14 protein-coding genes are annotated in these 17,793 nt (G+C 51.8%); 3 read left to right on the top strand and 11 right to left on the bottom strand.

Going from position 1 to position 17,793, the window contains the following annotated elements; all coding sequences use genetic code 11:
• Nucleotides 1-5 precede the first annotated feature (5 nt).
• The 7 genes from skT53_RS17210 to skT53_RS17180 all read right to left on the bottom strand — a co-directional run bounded on the left by skT53_RS17210 (nt 6) and on the right by skT53_RS17180 (nt 5,889).
• On the bottom strand, nt 6-590 hold the full coding sequence (locus skT53_RS17210; protein WP_200759004.1) for a non-oxidative hydroxyarylic acid decarboxylases subunit B: 585 nt from the start codon (nt 588-590) through the stop codon (nt 6-8).
• Between the two features lie 2 nt (nt 591-592).
• Nucleotides 593-820: a non-oxidative hydroxyarylic acid decarboxylases subunit D gene (locus tag skT53_RS17205; protein ID WP_200759003.1), complete on the bottom strand. Its 228-nt coding sequence runs from the start codon at nt 818-820 to the stop codon at nt 593-595.
• A complete protein-coding gene (locus skT53_RS17200) occupies nt 817-2,364 on the bottom strand; it encodes a UbiD family decarboxylase (protein WP_200759002.1) in 1,548 nt (515 codons plus the stop codon). The genes skT53_RS17205 and skT53_RS17200 overlap by 4 nt, the downstream gene beginning before the upstream one ends.
• A gap of 28 nt (nt 2,365-2,392) precedes the next feature.
• Complete coding sequence (locus skT53_RS17195) at nt 2,393-3,217, bottom strand: DODA-type extradiol aromatic ring-opening family dioxygenase (protein ID WP_200759001.1); 825 nt, start codon at nt 3,215-3,217, stop codon at nt 2,393-2,395.
• 205 nt (nt 3,218-3,422) lie between these two features.
• Nucleotides 3,423-3,674, bottom strand: a complete 252-nt coding sequence (locus skT53_RS17190; protein ID WP_200759000.1) for a hypothetical protein — start codon at nt 3,672-3,674, stop codon at nt 3,423-3,425.
• Between the two features lie 17 nt (nt 3,675-3,691).
• Nucleotides 3,692-3,955 carry a DUF5132 domain-containing protein gene (locus skT53_RS17185; RefSeq protein ID WP_200758999.1) on the bottom strand — a complete coding sequence of 88 codons (264 nt, stop codon included), beginning with the start codon at nt 3,953-3,955 and terminating at the stop codon, nt 3,692-3,694.
• Nucleotides 3,956-3,987: 32 nt separating this feature from the next.
• Entirely contained in the window at nt 3,988-5,889 is a 1,902-nt protein-coding gene (locus skT53_RS17180) for an HMA2 domain-containing protein (protein WP_200758998.1), read from the bottom strand.
• 169 nt (nt 5,890-6,058) lie between these two features.
• On the opposite strand from skT53_RS17180, the gene skT53_RS17175 reads away from it, so the two are divergent.
• On the top strand, nt 6,059-6,253 hold the full coding sequence (locus tag skT53_RS17175; RefSeq protein ID WP_226375270.1) for a hypothetical protein: 195 nt from the start codon (nt 6,059-6,061) through the stop codon (nt 6,251-6,253).
• A 225-nt stretch (nt 6,254-6,478) separates the two neighbouring features.
• Complete coding sequence (locus skT53_RS17170) at nt 6,479-7,798, top strand: MFS transporter (RefSeq protein WP_200758997.1); 1,320 nt, start codon at nt 6,479-6,481, stop codon at nt 7,796-7,798.
• On the opposite strand, the gene skT53_RS17165 is transcribed toward skT53_RS17170, so the two are convergent.
• From skT53_RS17165 to skT53_RS17150, 4 genes are all read right to left on the bottom strand, one after another.
• Nucleotides 7,724-10,903, bottom strand: a complete 3,180-nt coding sequence (locus tag skT53_RS17165) for a cation-translocating P-type ATPase (RefSeq protein ID WP_200758996.1) — start codon at nt 10,901-10,903, stop codon at nt 7,724-7,726. The two genes, skT53_RS17170 and skT53_RS17165, sit on opposite strands and share 75 nt — an antisense overlap.
• A gap of 42 nt (nt 10,904-10,945) precedes the next feature.
• Nucleotides 10,946-13,729: a cation transporting ATPase C-terminal domain-containing protein gene (locus skT53_RS17160; RefSeq protein ID WP_200758995.1), complete on the bottom strand. Its 2,784-nt coding sequence runs from the start codon at nt 13,727-13,729 to the stop codon at nt 10,946-10,948.
• 89 nt (nt 13,730-13,818) lie between these two features.
• Nucleotides 13,819-13,998, bottom strand: a complete 180-nt coding sequence (locus tag skT53_RS17155; RefSeq protein WP_200758994.1) for a hypothetical protein — start codon at nt 13,996-13,998, stop codon at nt 13,819-13,821.
• A 46-nt stretch (nt 13,999-14,044) separates the two neighbouring features.
• Nucleotides 14,045-17,167 carry a cation-translocating P-type ATPase gene (locus tag skT53_RS17150; RefSeq protein ID WP_200758993.1) on the bottom strand — a complete coding sequence of 1,041 codons (3,123 nt, stop codon included), beginning with the start codon at nt 17,165-17,167 and terminating at the stop codon, nt 14,045-14,047.
• A gap of 439 nt (nt 17,168-17,606) precedes the next feature.
• On the opposite strand from skT53_RS17150, the gene tatA reads away from it, so the two are divergent.
• A complete protein-coding gene (tatA, locus tag skT53_RS17145; RefSeq protein WP_200758992.1) occupies nt 17,607-17,789 on the top strand; it encodes a twin-arginine translocase TatA/TatE family subunit in 183 nt (60 codons plus the stop codon).
• Nucleotides 17,790-17,793 lie beyond the last annotated feature (4 nt).

Raw genomic sequence — 17,793 nt, 5'->3', positions numbered from 1 at the left:
GGCATTCATCCTCTCTCCAACTCCTTCTGATCTTCCCCGCTTTTCCACCGTTTTGTCAGGTGACTGTCAATCCCAAACTGATCCAAAGTGCGGGCTACAATATGGTTGACTAACTCGTCAATCGATGACGGCCGATTATAAAAAGCAGGCACTGGCGGCAGCATGACAGCACCCATGCGCGACAACGCCAGCATATTCTCCAGATGAATATCGTTAAATGGCGTTTCCCTTACCAGCAGAACCAGCTTTTTTCTTTCTTTCAGCATGACGTCCGCCGCCCGTCCGAGCAAATCTCCCGCATAACCGGTGCGGATCGAAGCGAGTGTTTTCATGCTGCAAGGGGCGATCACCATCCCATCGACCCGAAAGGAACCGCTCGAAATGGGCGCCGCTTGATCCATCGGCGAATACGTATAAGAAGCCAGCTTCTTGACTTCCTCCACGCTGTGCGAAGTCTCTAACCGGATGGTAGCCTCCGCCCATTTCGACATGACAAGATGCGTTTCCACACCCTGTGCCTTTAATTCTTCCAACATTCGAATACCAAAAATAGCGCCTGTGGCACCAGACATTCCGACGATGATTTTCATGTCTAAATCAATCCGGGCGGCAGAACGACCGGATATTTATCGAAACGGTCCAGGTCGACTTGAAAAAACGGATCCCTCTTTTGGGGATTAATTGTTTCCTGTGGTTCACTGTCCCGCCAACTGAAAGAACAGTCGTTGCAACAGTAAACGGTCCAAATCACCCGGTTCCCCTTTTTCCCTCGATGTTCCATCCTTGTATTGGAATTTTCACAGCGCGGACAACTGTTCATCTAATTCCCTCCTGCAGCGAACGGATCTGTTTGACCAACCGATCGATTTCAGGGCCGCTGGGCGGCGATACAATCCGCGCATCATGTCCGGTGGTATCAGGCGGCGCAAAACTGGTGGCATCAATAATCAATCGATGACCCTTGCCGGATACTTCCGCTGAAGGGTCAACCGGGACCAAGGGCATATTGGGCAGCACCATAATGTCATTCGCCCGGGTACGTGTCGACAACGCCCACATCACCTGGTTCAGGTCAAACGGATCGACATCTTCATCGACCATAATCAGATTTTTCAAATACATGACGCCGTGCGGAGTGCCCAGAGCACGCAGCGCGACCGATTTGGCAAATCCGCCGAACCGGTTTTTAACCGAAATGATGCCGGTTAATCCGTGCTGGTACAAGGCGTTGACAGCCACCACTTCCGGAAATGTTTCGCGCAATTGGGAATAGATCGGAACCGACGTATGAAGGCCAATCAACGTATCATGCTCCGTCCATCCTTTGCCGATATAGATATTCTCAAAAATGGGATTTTTTCGATGCGACACAGCGGTCACGCAGAAAACCGGTGCGCGTCGAACACCGCTGTAACTCCCCGGAAATTCGCCAAACGGTCCCTCCAAAATGCGCTCTCCATGAACCAGCTCCGCTTCAATCACCATTTCGGAGTTTGCCAGAATATCCAACCCATTGCCCGATTGGGTCAACTCGATCGAGTCCCCCATCATGGCTGCTGCATATGCATATTCCGATTCGGCATAACCAAGCGGTGTTCCTGCAAACAGCGTAATAGCCGGATGATTGCCCAGCATGATGGCAATTTTGAACGGTGTGCCATGCTTTTCCGCCAGCATAATTTGCTTTCCCATATCATGGCTGGGTATGGTCATCAGCGACAGACGATCCGGGCCCTGCACTTGCAAACGGTAGATACCGACATTCTGTTTTCCAAAATGATCCGGATCAAGCGGATCGCGGGAAACCCAGAATTCGTTCCAAAAGCTTTTCGGGTCCTGCAAGGAATGTCCGAAAGCGGGACAATAACGTATCGCAAAAACCGGTTCACCTGCTGCCATAACCGTATCACCGCTCCTCCAACTGTTGAATAGGTTCTCCCTCTTCCGTTTAAACATATACTGGCTGAAACCTCCCCATAGGGAAGGGGGGATCGATATGGGGGCAGCTCCATAGCGGATGCCGCCTGCCCGCGGATCGGTAAACACGCAGGCCCGATACATTCCGGTACGGCAATGGCTGCATTGCCCGCAGGGGATATACTCCTCCATCGCCACCCGGTCGCCTTCCTTTACTCCCCATCTGTTGGCTGCCTCTTCCCCGATTTGCTCAATGTGTCCCACCACATGGTGACCGAGGATTCTCGGCTCTTTCACCATCTTGTAATAGGACACGTCCGTACCGCAGACACCCACGATTTCTACCTTCAAGAGCCCTGCGTGAGACGGAATGGCAGGTATGTCAAACTCCCTCAGTTCGGTTGTCTTTTCTGCTACTGCTACTGCAGACAACGATTTGTGCGTCATCCCCATCTACCCCTTTGTCCAGTTGCGATCAGGAAACTTTCTCGGCGGCCTGGTTCAGTGAAAAAGTCATAATCGCATTGCCGCTCCCGGATGACGGTCCATACCCCAGAAATTGCCCTCGGAATCCCGGCTCCAACACGCCAAGCAGCATGGCAAGGTGGCGTCCACCCGATTCCACTCCGGCGGCGCGGGCAAACTGCGGAAGCATCTCCCTGGCAGAAATCGCCTCACCTTTTACCATATACTCGATAAACTGATTTTCCAACGCCCGTTCGGACAATGTCGGCATTTTCTCAGGACCCCGCACCAAATTGTGCGCCAATGCGCCGCTCGATACAAACACGCACCGCTTCTCACTGTTCCGCATCACCCTGCCGATCGCCTTTCCCCACTCATACGTTTCATCCAAACTGGCCGACCAGTTAATCGACAGCTCGACAACCGGAATATCTTCATTGGGAACCAGATACCGAAGCGGAACCAGTGTACCGTAATCCCAAATATAAGTAGGGTCATTTATGGCAACCACCGGAATTCCCAATTCCTTGCCGGCTTCTGCCAGTTGACTGCCCAACTGATGATCGCCCGGATAGAAATAATGAACATCCGAAATCAATTCCGGACATTCCACCGCTGTCAAAATTCCTTTATGAAGCGGAGTCGCATCGACAAAATGATGGAAGGTTCCCGTCCAATGTGTGGAAACAAGCACAATCACGTCCGGTTTCAAATTGGAAATGGTTTGCGCAACCTGATTCATCGACTCTACCATCTCTTTTTGAAAATCCGGAACTTTATCCTTGTCGCAAATACGTGGCACATGGGCTGTCAGTACCCCTAATTCGATTGTCATTCGGCATCCTCCCCATTTTGATAAATCGATTCTAACTGTCGTAATATTTTAAAATTACACAATGCGGTCATTAAACAGAATAGATTTGTTCCTGTATGTGAAACGCTTTACGTAAGTTCCTCTTACAACGCAAACAGGACCGTCTCGGCAAGCAGCGAAAACCGCTTGCCGGAACAGTCCTGTTTTTCAGGTCAATCCCGCCTGCCTAGCGGAATCTCGGGAAAGAAATCCAACTGAGCAGATTGACACGATGCTGCTTACCCTTTTCCCGAATTTGATTAAAAAAATGGCCGAGAAACTGTTCCCACTTTTGCCCGATTTCCTTTTTTCGGTCCTGGTTTGCCAATACCTCCGTGAGGCTTTTGTCTAAAGCGGTTTCCAAATGGAAGAGCGCAATGCGCAGATGATCGTCAATCGTTTGCTCCGTGCCTGCTTCTATCGTTTGTGTAGTTTCCATTTTCCGGCATCCTTCCGTTATTTATTTTCTTCCGGTGTCAAACCCAGTTCTCTGTCAAATTTTCTTTTCATACGTTCGAATTGCGCTTCCGCAATGAAGTCTTCAATTTCTTCGCGCGTATATTCCATCGCATACCGCGTCCGGTTCGCCAGTTCGGAAGCTCCCTTGCGGCCGAGCACCAACAAAGGCTGCAGGACGTTTTTGGCGATCGGCAAGACGACCGGTGCAGCCAGCGTGAGCGCAACACCTGTCACAACTTTCTTTAGTTTTGTCGATGGCACAGTGAAAACCTCCTGTATGCATATTCAACCGTTTAGATAGCTAACTGGCTGAAGCCAGCTCGTGGCAGCGTTTCATCTGAAGCCCCCGACCGCGGCCCGCCTTTTTCGCAAATCCATTTCGATCGGGCCAGAAACAACAGCATCACCGCATCTGACAGCGCATTTATTACAACAGCCGAAACCCCGTAAAAAAATATGGACAAAAGCCCCAGCAGATTCCAACATTTCGTTGCAGCCAAATGATGCTGAATCATCCGCCCGATTCGGCGGGAATATTGGAAAACCGGACCGGTTTCCCCGATTTGCCGGATCGGGACAGTCGGAACCCGCACAGGTAAAAACGGGGATACATTTCCCGAAACGAGCATCACTTCTTCCCCCCGCTGCCGTAACCGCGCGATTCGCCTGATCGCCCATTCTTCCGGACAGGATAACCATCCGTGCCGAATTCCATGTTTGCGCAGCGTTTGCCTGTCGATGCGCAGACTGTTTTTCCAAACGGCAAGCTGCATTTGATGCTCGCGGCACAAATCGGTCAGCCTGTAATATTCAGGTGTGCAGTTCCCCGTTTTGCGATACAGCACTCCCATGCATACTTTCCGGCGGGCCATCTGTTTTGCCACAAACTGAATCTGGTATCCTTCCTCTTCCAACTGCCTGCTCGTCTGTTCATATTCTTTCCAATCCACATGGTTCTTTATTATGAAATGTTTCTCGCCTATCAAAAACTCGGTTCCGTTAATCATGCCTTTGACGCCTTGCGGTTCTTCCTCCACGTAAAAAGCGGTCCGCATCGTCCGACCGGTTGCTTCCGCATTGCGAATCACCTCCGCTTTCCACGGATGATCGCTTTTGCGCAGAAGAGCGGCCGTTTCGCACCATATTTTTGCCTCATCATCGCCGTCCGCAACACATTCAATTGCCGCTTCCGGATCAATACGAAAAAGAAGCGACGTGTCTTCGACCAAAAGCAATCGGGTACGTGCCATCTGCTCGATCGATCCGTTTTCAGGCAGTGGATACTCCCGTTCCGCCGCTGTTAATGCTGCCTGGTTCCAGGCATATTCTTCAGACATGGCGGCCGGTCGGGGATTCGACGCCAACAGGACAGCCAGGCTGACAAGCGGGCTGCGGGTCAAAAGCAGTGTGGCTGCGGCTAACAGAAATCCTCTTTTTTCGGCTGTTTGACAGTATCTTTGCACAGCCGTGTCCGACTCCGGACGGGTGGTTTGCAAAGTTCCGTTTCGTAAAGCGCACTCCCGTTTCCAATTGAGGTATTGGATGAGACTGAGCGTACCGAGTACAGGCAAATTTTCGCGAAGCAGAGCAAGAATCAGCGCACCTGCAAAAATCGGATTGAATTTCTGATCCGCAACCGGCATGATTCTTTGGATGGTTCGGCTGATCGACGGATAGCCCGAGACAATGGCAACCAGGCCGGACAGATAAAAAAGCGGCAGATTTTGCGCCAATGCGGAGGCTCCGCCGGTCAACAACTGTTTGATGCCGATGACTCCCAATCCGGCGACAGATGCGATCAATGGCACCGGAATTTTTTTTTCAGACGGGACACGATCGCCGTTTGGAAGGGGGGGATGGGTCGGCTGCGGTATAAAAATGGAGCTTGTTTCCGCCACCATCGACTGGCGGGCAACCGCGACTTCCTGCTCCATTTTTGTTACTTGCTCGTGCTGGTTTTCCAACGCCTGTACAGTCTCATACAGTTTACCGAACGAAACGCGATTTTCGTCATAACAGAGCAGCACTCTCCCTGTCACCAGGCACGCCTTTACAGTCGTCACTCCCTCTATCTGGCCAAATCGCCGGGCGATAAGATCCCGTAACAGGGGATTGTTCTTCAATCCATTGATTTCGATTCGAACACGCCCGGGCAGGCAGCGAAGCGAGCGCCCGTTTTCAGAGACGGTCAGCATCGGCTTTCTCCTTATCCATTATTTTGCAGGGTTGTTTAATAGCGGGTAGTATGTACGGCACCACCAATTTTTATGAGTAATTGCCCTGCATAAATTGGTCATAAGCGGGAATGCTTTACTCGATTGGTTGAATCAGCCAGTTGAATCTACCTGTTGGAGGCGTTTGTTCATGATGCGTTTTTTTCGGTCCCCATTCGGTATCGCACTGACTGCGGTGGCTGTCATTCTGGCCGTTTCCCCGGAAGCGCGGAAAGCTACCCGGCGGGCCGCTGTCAAAGGAACTGCCGCAGTTTTGGATTTGGTCGATCAGGTACGGGAAGCGGGAGGAAATCCGAACGCGCCGAACGAACCGCCTTTACAATAATCAGGCACATTACTTTTTTCGAAAACCTCATTAAGTAAACACTTCAGCGAATCAGACAATTCGCAGCTCTATTCGAAAGCCTTTTCGTGAAGGCTTTTTTCCCATGCAAACAAGCTGAACCGCGAGAAGGCCGCTTGCTATTTTCCGTATTGTTGAAATATTATATTGTTATCAGAATATTTATTTTTTAAGTATGCCAATTTTTTTATGTAGGGGGAACCGCCGGTGCAGAGCGTGCAAACAATTGAACAGCGTACCATCAGAAAAATAAGTTACCGCATTATTCCGTATATTTTTGTGTTGTACATCATTTCGTTTTTGGACCGGGTGAACATCGGCTATGCGGCGCTCGACATGAACAAGGCGTTAGGTTTAACGAGTACCGTTATGGGGTTAATTTCCGGAATTTTCTTTATTGGCTATTTCCTTTTCGAAGTTCCCAGCAATATTCTGATGCACCGCATCGGAGCACGCATTTGGATCGCGCGCATTTTGATCAGTTGGGGAATTGTCGTCATCATTACCGCCTGGGCGCAAAACGCGACTCACATGTACATTTTGCGATTTGTACTGGGGTTGGCGGAAGCAGGGTTTTTCCCCGGCATTATTCTGTATATCACATATTGGTTTCGGCGAAAGGAACAGGCCCGCGCGTTCGCTCTGTTTATGACCGCCCTGACAGTCTCCAACATTATTGGCGCTCCCCTCTCCACCTGGATTATGGACCATATCCATTGGGCGGGTATGCCGGGATGGCGCTGGCTGTTTATTATCGAAGGGCTGCCGGCTGTCATTTTTGGCATTATTACCTACTTCTACTTGACCGATCGCCCTGAACACGCCAACTGGCTGACAGAAGAAGAAAAACAGTGGTTGCTGACCGAATTGCGGAAGGAACAAGAGGCAAAGGCGAATCGGAACACCCTGTCTACCAAACAGGTTTTGGCCAATCCGCGAGTATGGTATCTTGCCCTGGTGTACTTTACGCTGGTCACCGGATTATACGGCATCAATTTCTGGATGCCGACGATTATTAAATCATTCTCCAAATTACTGACGAATACTGAGGTCGGTTTAATCGCGATGCTTCCTTATATAGCCGGCGCGATCGCCATGATTTACTGGGGCCGTCGATCGGACCGAACGGGGGAACGGCGCTGGCATACAGCGATTCCTCCGTTCATTGGCGCGATCGGATTGATCGGTTGCGGAATAACAACAGATCCTGTTATTTCGATTCTGATGATGAGTCTGGCGACGGTGGGCATTTTCAGTTTCTTTGGCCCGTTTTGGTCCCTGCCGGCGTTGTTTCTCAGCGAAGCGGCCGCCGCAGTGGGAATCGCCGTTATTAACTCGGTAGGAAATCTGGGCGGTTTCCTGGGGCCTTACGCGATTGGATTCTTGAAGACTTCCACCGGAAAAGTGGAAGCGGGACTTTACTTTTTAGCCGCACTGCTGTTGATTTGTTTCCTATTGGCAGCCGGTATGCGAAGCAGCCGTGTAACGACCGACAGCGGAGCTGAATCGAATCGACTGTCCCAGTAGAGCCACATAACGAACCAGTCCCAATGCCATGCGGGTTAACGGCTCAGCCAGCCGCCTTGCCGTAAATACGGATGCCGCAATCACCGCCCAATGATGGACACCCAATGGAACACTGTTGAACACGCCGCGCAGCTGCGGCAAATAGATCGACGCCAAAAGTCCGGTCAAGGAAACGGCAAGCGTAGTCAGCATCATGTAATCCTGCCGCAAGCTTGCGCTGCCGCTGGCACGCCGCCACTCGGGCACCAGAGCCAATTTTCCCAGCGCCAGAGCAGCCAACGCCATCGTACTGGCGAGCGCCGGGTTGTGGGTGATCGCCAGTACGCCGATAAACAAAGCGGCTGTAGCCAGACCAACAGGCAGCCCGCCTGCTGTGACACGGGTAAGCAGCGTCGAATCGAATACATCGCGAACGGAAGGCAACCGTTCAACCGATTGCTGGTTGCGTCTCGCCGATGGCTGTCCAAGCGTCATAATCAGGGTCGGCAACGAGTCGGTCAGAATGTTCATCAGCATCATCTGCAGCGGCATCAGCGGCAACGGCAATCCGGCTGCCACTACTAACGATGCGTACAAAACTTCAGCCAAGTTGCCTGTAAATATGTATCCGATGGTGCTGCGAATATTGCTGAGCACCGTTCTGCCCTGCCGGATCGCTTTTACAATCGCGCTGAAATGATCGTTTGCGAGCACCAGCGCGGATGATTCTTTTGCCACATCCGTGCCTGAACCAAGCGCGATGCCAACATCCGCTTGTTTCAGCGCAGGCGCATCATTCACACCGTCACCGGTCATCGCCACGACCAGGCCGCGTTTTTGCAGGGCGGACACAATTCGCTGCTTTCCGGCTGGCGAAACACGGCTATATATTTTGATTTGACGGGTGGCTTTCATCAGTTCCTCATCTGACATGCGATCCAATTCGGTACCGGACAAAATCTGCTGATCACTGCACACGAATCCCAGTTCCCGACTGATGGCCTGAGCCGTTTTTGGGTGATCGCCCGTAATCATCACCACTTCCATCCCCGATTGTCTGCATGTTTCGATACTCGTTTGCACATCTTGCCGCAACGGGTCCATCATCGCAAACATGCCGCCAAAAACCAGGCCGCTCTCCCATTCGTTAAGAGGTGTGGACGGCAAATGATCGAGACGTTTGTAGGCAACCCCAAGCACCCGCATCCCCTGTTCCGCCGCCTTGTATTCCTGTTCGATCAGTTTCGTTCGCAAACGGGTATCAAGCGGTCGAGTCGATTCTTCGGTCAATGCATGATCGCATATTTTCAATAATTCATCAACCGCGCCTTTACAGAACAGGTAATATTCGCCAATCTGATTTCGGCAAACAACGCTCATCCGGCGGCGTTCCGAATCAAATGGGAGTTCGTGCAATCTTTGCCATTCGTTGCGGCACACATCCTGCAAAATTCCCGCTTTGGCAGCAGCCACCAAGAGCGCCGCTTCCGTCGGATCCCCTTTGATTTCCCATGTGTGACCGTCAGGCATAATCGATGCATCATTACAGACAGCGGCAATCGTCGCAATCCACCCCAAATTCCGGTTGCTACGGGACTCGACCGACTGCCCGTTTTCCAGAAAGTTTCCTGTCCGTTGATAGCCGTGGCCCGTTACGCTCCATTCCCGTTCGCCGCAAACCACTTGCCTGACAGTCATTTGATTGGTGGTCAATGTGCCTGTTTTGTCACAACAGATGATGTCCACTTTGGCCAACGTTTCCAGTGCCGCCAGCTGCCGTACGACCGCTTTGTGACGAACCATCCGGCGCATGCCGGTCACCAGCGCAACCGTAATCATGATCGGCAATCCTTCTGAAATGGCTGTTGTGGCCACCGATACCCCTGTCATTAATGTATCGATCAACGAATATCCCTGTATAAAGCGGGCGGCGCCTACCGCGCCCGCAATCGCCAAAGCTGAGATGACAAGCGTTCGGGCCACCACGTTTAATTTTTTTTGCAGTGGCGTGGGTCTGCTTTCCACATTCTGCAAAACGTGGGTCAACCGTCCCATTTCAGTCTGTCTGCCTGTTGCGACAACAATCGCCCGGGCCCGCCCTCGCGTCAGCAAGGTGCCCATGTAGACCATATTTTTTCGTTCCGCCAAGGGAGTTTCCGTTTCACATACAATCGCCGCCATTTTGGGAACGGGCAGAGATTCACCTGTCAGAGCGGATTCGTCAACTTCGACATTTGAACTGTCTACCAAAATGGCATCGGCCGGAACCCGATCACCCGCTTCCAACAGCAAAATGTCACCCGGCACCAGTTGATCGGCCAATATCCGGATTTCCTCACCGGAACGGATCGCTTTCGCATGATGCACAGACAGTTTTTTTAACGCCTCCACATCTTTTTGCGCCTTCTGTTCCTGATAGGTGCCGATCACCGCATTGACGGCAAGCACCAGCAGCACGCCCGCCGTATCGCGGATTCGACCCAGGAAAATAGGCAGCGCCGAGATCCCCACCATGGTAAACGTAGTAAAATTAAAAAATTGGCGCAGCAGCGTTCGATACCAAGCTGGACGTTCCACCTTCGGCAGTTCGTTCGTTCCAAAAAACCGACGGCGTTCCATCACTTCGTTGCGATCGAGCCCGCTGCTGCTGTTACTGTGCAGCCGTTCCACAATTTCGCTCGGCGGAAGCGCATGCCAGTCCGTTTCGACTGCAAGGTTGCCGTCTACGGCAGCGGATCCCTCAGCGTTTGACGCGCCCGCGTCCGTTTGGGCCTCCTTTACAGTCACAGGATGACCGTCTGTGGCCGATGTTTCTTTCGCAGCCGCTACCGCCTGTTGGGATACAAACAGTACGTCTGCTTCGAGCAATAGCCCCAGCAACTGGTCTCCGGTAAGTTTCGTTTCATCAAACAGCAGCAACATACGGCCGGTGACAGGATTAACGGTTACTTGTTTGACCCCGTTGATCTGGCCGCAGATGTCACGGATAAGATTGGCCATAGCCTGATTCCCTGGCAATCTGTTTATTTGAAATCGCACTCGTCCAGGCAGCCGGTGGATCAAGCGACCAAACGGAAAATCGGTCCACCCCGTCGGACGAACGGAAATATCTCTGTTACCTTGCAAAACGGAACCCTTCTTTCAACAAATCTCTGCAGCAGCCGACTTTCAGGCAGCTGTCTGCAAGTTTCTTTCCTTTGCCTGCAACCATCCCGCCATTCGTTTGACGACTGGCCAAACTGAATTTTCGCTTTTGGAAGCAAGCGGACCCACCGCGCCCGCAATCGCCATAGCTGCAAGCCAATCCTGCAGGGCAAGCGGCGTTGTCTGCAACAGTTGCGTCACCCCTGGCATATAAACGCTTGCCACTAAAATCGCCAGCGATCCCAGCAGGCTGACTGCCAACACTCGATCCTCGACCATATCCTTCAGTTTTGCCACTCGTGACTGCCGCCGCCAGTGAACGGCTTGCCACAATTGGGACAGAATCAGCGTTGCAAACGCAAACGTGCTTGCAAAAAACGGATCGCCGCTGATCAACAGCCCTCCTGCGTATGAGAGCATCGCAACCGAACCGGACATCAAGCCGTGTGTTACGATCGGTTTGTGCAGTTTGCTCAGATTTTTTCCTTCCGTCGGTTGCTGCCGATCCATCTTTCGCCGACCGGCTGCCAGTCCAATCGAAGCGAATACGTTTGTCAGCAGATTGATGTTGATAGGTGTCAGTGCCTGCTGTGCACCCGTAAGACCGGCGAGCAATGAAAACACCGCTTCACCGACATTTCCGCTGAGGATAAATCCGTTTGCATGGCTGATCCGCGATTTCGCGTGACGTGCTTCCTCAATCGCTTCCAATACGTCATGCAATCCGCGTCTAATCCCCTGTTCCACCGCTGTCCAGGCGGCGCCAAAATAAGCTCTCTCCTGATCGCGGCAACCGACAAAACAGATATGCGAGAAGACTTCCCTCAGTTTCTGGATCAATTTCAACCGTTCCTCCGAATGGGCAGACACGATCCACAAATCGTAATTGTCTATTGCTTCCTGCTCCATCGTCCGGCCCAATTCCCCGGCGGAGACCACCTTGCACCTAATACCATCGAATGAAACCGACCTTCGAAATGCCGGGTCGCTTAACACATGCTCCTGAACGGTCAACAGGACTGGCAGGCCCAATTTTACGAACCGTTCCAATAAAGGAGCGGACGTTTCATATTCGGTTTGGTAAGAGATGGCTCCCAGCCAAATCAGAGAACCTGCTTCCCCAAGCGAATCCGCATGTACCCGACAGGCGAAACCGATCGTTTGTTCATAATGCCGCCGGGTAGTTTCCAGCCAACTTTGCAGCGCTTCCGCTGCTTGGTCATCAGCAAGGGAACTCCCTGTCACATCCAGATTTGCAAGATCGTGCAAGGGAGAGATGACTCGGCTGCAGCTTTCATACAAACGTTCTGCAGGTCCGCGCACCACTTCCACCACACGTCCTGTTGGATCCTTAAACATCCGTGATTCAAACAGACCGTGCGATTCCAAAACACCTTGCCCGATCCACTCCCAATCGGTCCGCTGAGCACCTGACAAGCCGAAATTGTCGTACAAGCGGTTAACCGCTTGATCATAAGGACCGCAATCCCCTTCCGCCCTTGCAAACAGCTTGGCGGCCTGCACAAGGGCTTTACATTCCGGTCTGCCGCTTGGCTCCTGCAAAATCCCATTTTGGTAGAAACGAAGCCTGCCGGTGTGCATATGATCCTGCAGATCCGGTTTTACCTGCCAGCGAGATTGCGGACAGAACAGCTTTTTGATCTGTATCCTTCGTGTGACTGCCTGTTCAGACAGGATGACCAGTTTGGTGTCTTCCAGCCGGTCTGCCGCGTGTAAATCGGGAAGATCCTGAGCTTTTCGGCTTGTTCGATGCATGGCCGTCCAGAACGCCAATACGATCGGCAGCGAAAATCCGCCAGGAATTACAGATGTGCCAATTGCTATAGCTGTCTCCAATGCTGCTGAGCCGGACCATCTGACTGCAAGCACCAAGACCCCTACCGCCAAAATAGCCAGCCACCCGTACTTCGTCAATTTTTCGGCAAACTTGAAATACCGTTGTTCTGTGAATGTTTCATGTTGTTTTGGATGTTGATGCAGCTGCCAATGGTGAGTGGCTCTTCCTGTTGAGGTCACCAACGCCTTTGCAGATCCGCCAACTACCATCGATCCCGCATACAGCCTGTTTGCCTCGGCCACGTTATGAAGCGGCAGAACCTGCGGCAAATGGCCATTATCAAGGGCTGCTTTTGCAACCAGATAAAAATCGGCACGGTTCCCATTTCCCCGAACCTGCTTTTCGCGGACCTTCAGATGTTCGGATCGTAAAACGACCGCGTCAGCGGGCACCACATCACCCTGCCGTACAAATATCAGATCACCGGGCACGACATATGCGGGAGCAATCTCGCAAATTTTTCCATCCCGGAGAACGGACGCTGTTGCTTCCGTTTCCAACATACGGCGATGATTTTGCGCCGCCTTCACCTTTACACGTACAGAAACAGCCCCCAATACGGCAAATGTGACAAAGACGATTGCCGCATCAACATATTTGCCCATTACAAGAGCGAACACGGCTAGCCCCAGCAAACTGAGGGTGGATGCACTTTTCAACGTTTGTCCCAACAACTGGATATGGCTCGGTATCGGTCGATATTCGTTAGAACCGTGCGCTGCCAGCCGTCGCTTGGCCTCCTGCTCAGTAAGTCCGGTTTCCCACCCATCGGCCAATGGAACTTCTTCCGGACGCCGTGCGCTTGCCCGTTCCTCCCGCTCCTGCACCTGTTGCCCCATCATCGAGGATGCAGCAGACGATCCGTTTTGCAACATGTGACGGATAAACAGTCCTGGTATAGCTGCCAACCGTATAGCGAAAATTCCTATGGTTCCAATCGCGCCTGGCAAATGGATCACCTCTTTGTTTGGAAAATAGGCACACCATCTTAGAGAAAGGGCCTTCCAAGCGGAAAAATCCGGCAGAAGGCCCATTGCATTTAACGATTTTCCGGCGAATCCATGGTATTCATCTTCTTTTGTGCAGTCTGCCCCACACCCTCCATCGCCTGGTTGGTTGCCGACTGCAGACCGTTCCATGTTTTTCCTACGGCCCGCCGAACGCCGGGGAATAGAGCATATACCACTGCGCCTGCCAGAATCCATTCTAACGGTTCCATGTAACATCCCCCTTTCTAGCCTGTAGTATCACCATCTCCAATGGAATCATGCGGCAGTCTGCGGTTGCTGAAAACGGCCCGATATTCTGTTGGCGGCTGACGCCTGAATCAGGACCTGGAGTTTTTGACCGGTGATCGCAACAAGCCGGGCAACCGGTCGGGTGAGCATCGAAATCGACCCTCCGATGGCAAGAATAATCAGCCAGTGCAACGGTGATAAGGCAACCGTTTGGAATACACCCTGCAACGGCGGCAGGTATACAATCGATAACAATCCCGCCCAGGAAACCGCTAAAGTTCCTGTCATAAATCGGTCTTGCAGCAACAGACTGCTGTGTTTCTTGTCAGCTTCGTCGTTTCGCCACCAATCAACCGCCTGTATCAGCTCGCTGGCGCAAACGGTCATGAAAGCCATGGTACGAGCCAACATCAGATTGCCGGTCAGTGCCAATGTTCCGGAAAATACGGCCATGGTCGTCAGACCAATCACGACGCCGCGCGCAACAATTTGCGTAATCAGATTGCGATCTGTCACATCGCGCGCGCTTCGCAAAGACAATGCGTTCTGATCCCCGATTGAATTGCCCATCGCAAGCGCAATCGAAGGAAGGGCGTCAGTAAACAGATTAATCAGCAAAATCTGGATAGGCACGAGCGGCAGCGGCATGCCAATTAAAACAGCCAGTGTGGCATAAATCACTTCCCCCAGATTTCCGCTTAACAGATACCCTAATGATTTGCGAATATTTCCGAGTATCGAGCGGCCTTCCTGTACACCCTTGCAAATCGTGACAAAATTATCATCGGTAATAATCATCGAGGACGCCTGTTTGGTTACATCCACGCCGGCTCTTCCCATTGCGATTCCGACATCGGCCTGTTTGACGGCAGGCGAGTCGTTGACACCGTCCCCCGTCATCACCACAATTTCACCCCTTTTTTTGAAGGAAGCGACAATCCGCAGCTTGTGGTGAGGCGAGACGCGAGCATAAACGTCCACACTTGGTACAAGCTCCACCAATTCATCATCGGTTAATTGGTCCAGTTCAGGTCCGGTCAACACCCGGCCGCCATCGGATAAAAGGTTTAGCTCACGCGCAATAGCGGCAGCCGTTTGCGGATGATCGCCGGTAATCATTACGACTTTGATGCCCGCTTTTTGACAGTGGGCGATACTTTCTTTTACCTGATCACGCGGCGGGTCGATCATTCCGATGATGCCGAGAAAAATCAGATTTTGCTCATCCATTTCCCCTTCTTCGCCAACCGGGTCATAATCATCCGGCAGAGGACGATAAGCCACCGCCAATACACGCAGGGCACGCGAAGCAAACTGATCATTTTTCTCCATAATCAGGTTTTTATGGGATTCTGTGAGTGTTTCCAGCTGCCCGTCCACCTGCACTCGATCACACAACATAAGCAAATCTTCAATCGCACCTTTCACAATCAGCTTGCATTGATTGCCAGAATCCCGGCAAACGACAGACATACGCCTTCTTTCTGATTCAAATGGTGTTTCTTTCAGCCGTTCCCACGGTTTCCGGCAGCTTTCCGGCAGGATACCCGCTTTTGCCGCCGCGACCAGAATCGATCCTTCGGTCGGATCGCCCTGAATCGTCCACCCCTCATCAAAACTGGACAAACCTCCTTGCGCCAGTGCCGCTTCCCACTCTTCCGTCCCATTATGAAGCAGTTTTGCATCACTGCAGAGCGTGGCCGCCCTCAGCAGCCATTCCAAATCGGCTTCTTTCTTTACATCCGTAAGTTGTTCGTTTTCCGTAAATTGACCGATCGGCGCAAAACCGTTCCCGCTCACATCCCATGTTTTCACCGCAGTGGATACCGCACGTACAGTCATCTCGTTTTTCGTTAGCGTGCCCGTTTTATCTGTACAGATCACGGTGGCACGACCGAGCGTTTCCAACGCGGACAGTTTGCGGACCAACGCATTTTTGCCGACCATCCGCCGCATGCCGACCGCTAACGCAATTGTGATCATGATTGGCAATCCTTCCGGTATCGCCGATGTGGCGAGACTGATGGCGGTCATCAACATATCGGCAAACGGATTGCCGCGCAAAAGCCCAATCAGCATCACAAACAGACTGATGCCTAAAGACACGTAGACCAGATACTGCCCCAATACATTTAACTTTTTCTGCAGCGGAGTGGATTCTTCCGGCTGCTTCTGAATCAGCGCGAACAATCGTCCCAGTTCGGTTTCCATGCCTGTGGCCACCACCACGCTGCGGGCACGGCCCCGAGTCACATGGCTTCCCATAAACAGCATATTGGTGCGATCCGCAAGAGCGGTATCATTGTTGCACAAGCCGGATTTTTTCCGGACAGGAACGGATTCGCCTGTGAGCGAAGACTCGTCCACTTCCAAATTCCAACAGTCGATCAATCTCGCATCCGCCGGAATTTGGTCGCCTGGATCAACGACAATCACATCGCCAGGCACCAGTGTATTTGCCGGGACTTCCACTTCCTGTCCGTCACGCAGCACCTTTGCGGTTGGCGCAGTCAGTTTGCGGAGCGCCTGCGCTTCGTCTTCCGCCTTTCGCTCTTGAAACGTTCCCAGTGACGCATTCAACAGAAGTACGGCAAAAATACTGGCCGCATCCATCACCCGTCCCAGCAGCAGCGTCGCAAAAGCGGATGCCATCAACGCAATCGTCATAAAGTTGGCAAATTGACGAAAAAATAAGCGCCACCAACCTGGGCGCGGGGCCTCCTGCAAAGCGTTCGGCCCGTGACGAGCCAACCTTTGATTGATTTCGGACGATGGAAGGCCGTTTTCGTTCGTTCTCAACAGTTCAATCGCCGCTTCGATCGGCCGGGCATGCCACTCCTGATACTCACCTGCCTCAAGCCACGCTTCTGCCGTTGAAGCAGCTTCTGCCGCCGCTTTTGTCAACTCGCCAGACTCTTCTGCCATCGCATATATTTCTTCGATTTCTTCCACCCATTCACCAATCTGATCCGCTGTCACAGCCGATTCGTCAAACAGAATCAGTACACGTCCTGTAATTGGATTGGCCTCTACCCCCATCACACCGGCCAGTTGAAGGAGCTTCCGCTCCCATTCCCTTTTCAAAAAATGGTTGTGCTTTAAACTATGTACTTGTATCCGAATACGACCGGGAATTGCACGCCCAAACATCGAATCCCCCTTTCCCAAACAACATAGGGTTATTTTGGGGATTGAACCGTTTTTTATACAACAACAAAATGTCGCAGCGCGGTCACCAAATTCGAACCATTACACTCATAGGGGGCGGTGACGTTGTACCAATTAGGCCTTGAACAGGCCTAAACCTCCAGACAAAACATTTTATTTGTTTCATCAAACGCTTGGGACGTAGCCGGTTCCAAATCGTTCGGTTTTACGGTCGGTTGGATTAACCGGACACATCAAACTTTTGAGGAGCTTGACGCAAGGCCGGATTACGAAGTACGCAATCTGCTTGAATTGGCCCAAATCTCAGTAAAATGATCTGTTTGCTTACTGTTTCGGGACATTCACTCTGTCACAAATTAACTATTCCGTTTTTCCGGCTTGAAGAGGTAAACTAATAGAGTAGATGAGAGGAGGTAGATTTATGTTCTCTGATATCGGTATCCCTGGTTTAATCCTGATTCTGGTAATTGCACTGATTGTGTTCGGTCCCAACAAACTGCCGCAGATTGGGCAGGCTATGGGGAAAAGCATTAAAGAATTCAAGGATTCCATGCAAGGCATCAATAAAGATAAAGAAAGCGAATCAACCGATAGCAAGTCCTGAAAAA

The sequence above is a fragment of the Effusibacillus dendaii genome (genome assembly GCF_015097055.1).
GTDB classification, from domain to species: Bacteria; Bacillota; Bacilli; order Tumebacillales; family Effusibacillaceae; genus Effusibacillus; species Effusibacillus dendaii.
The sequence above is the reverse complement of the archived record's forward strand: the minus strand, read 5'-3'. Positions and strand labels throughout refer to the sequence as shown.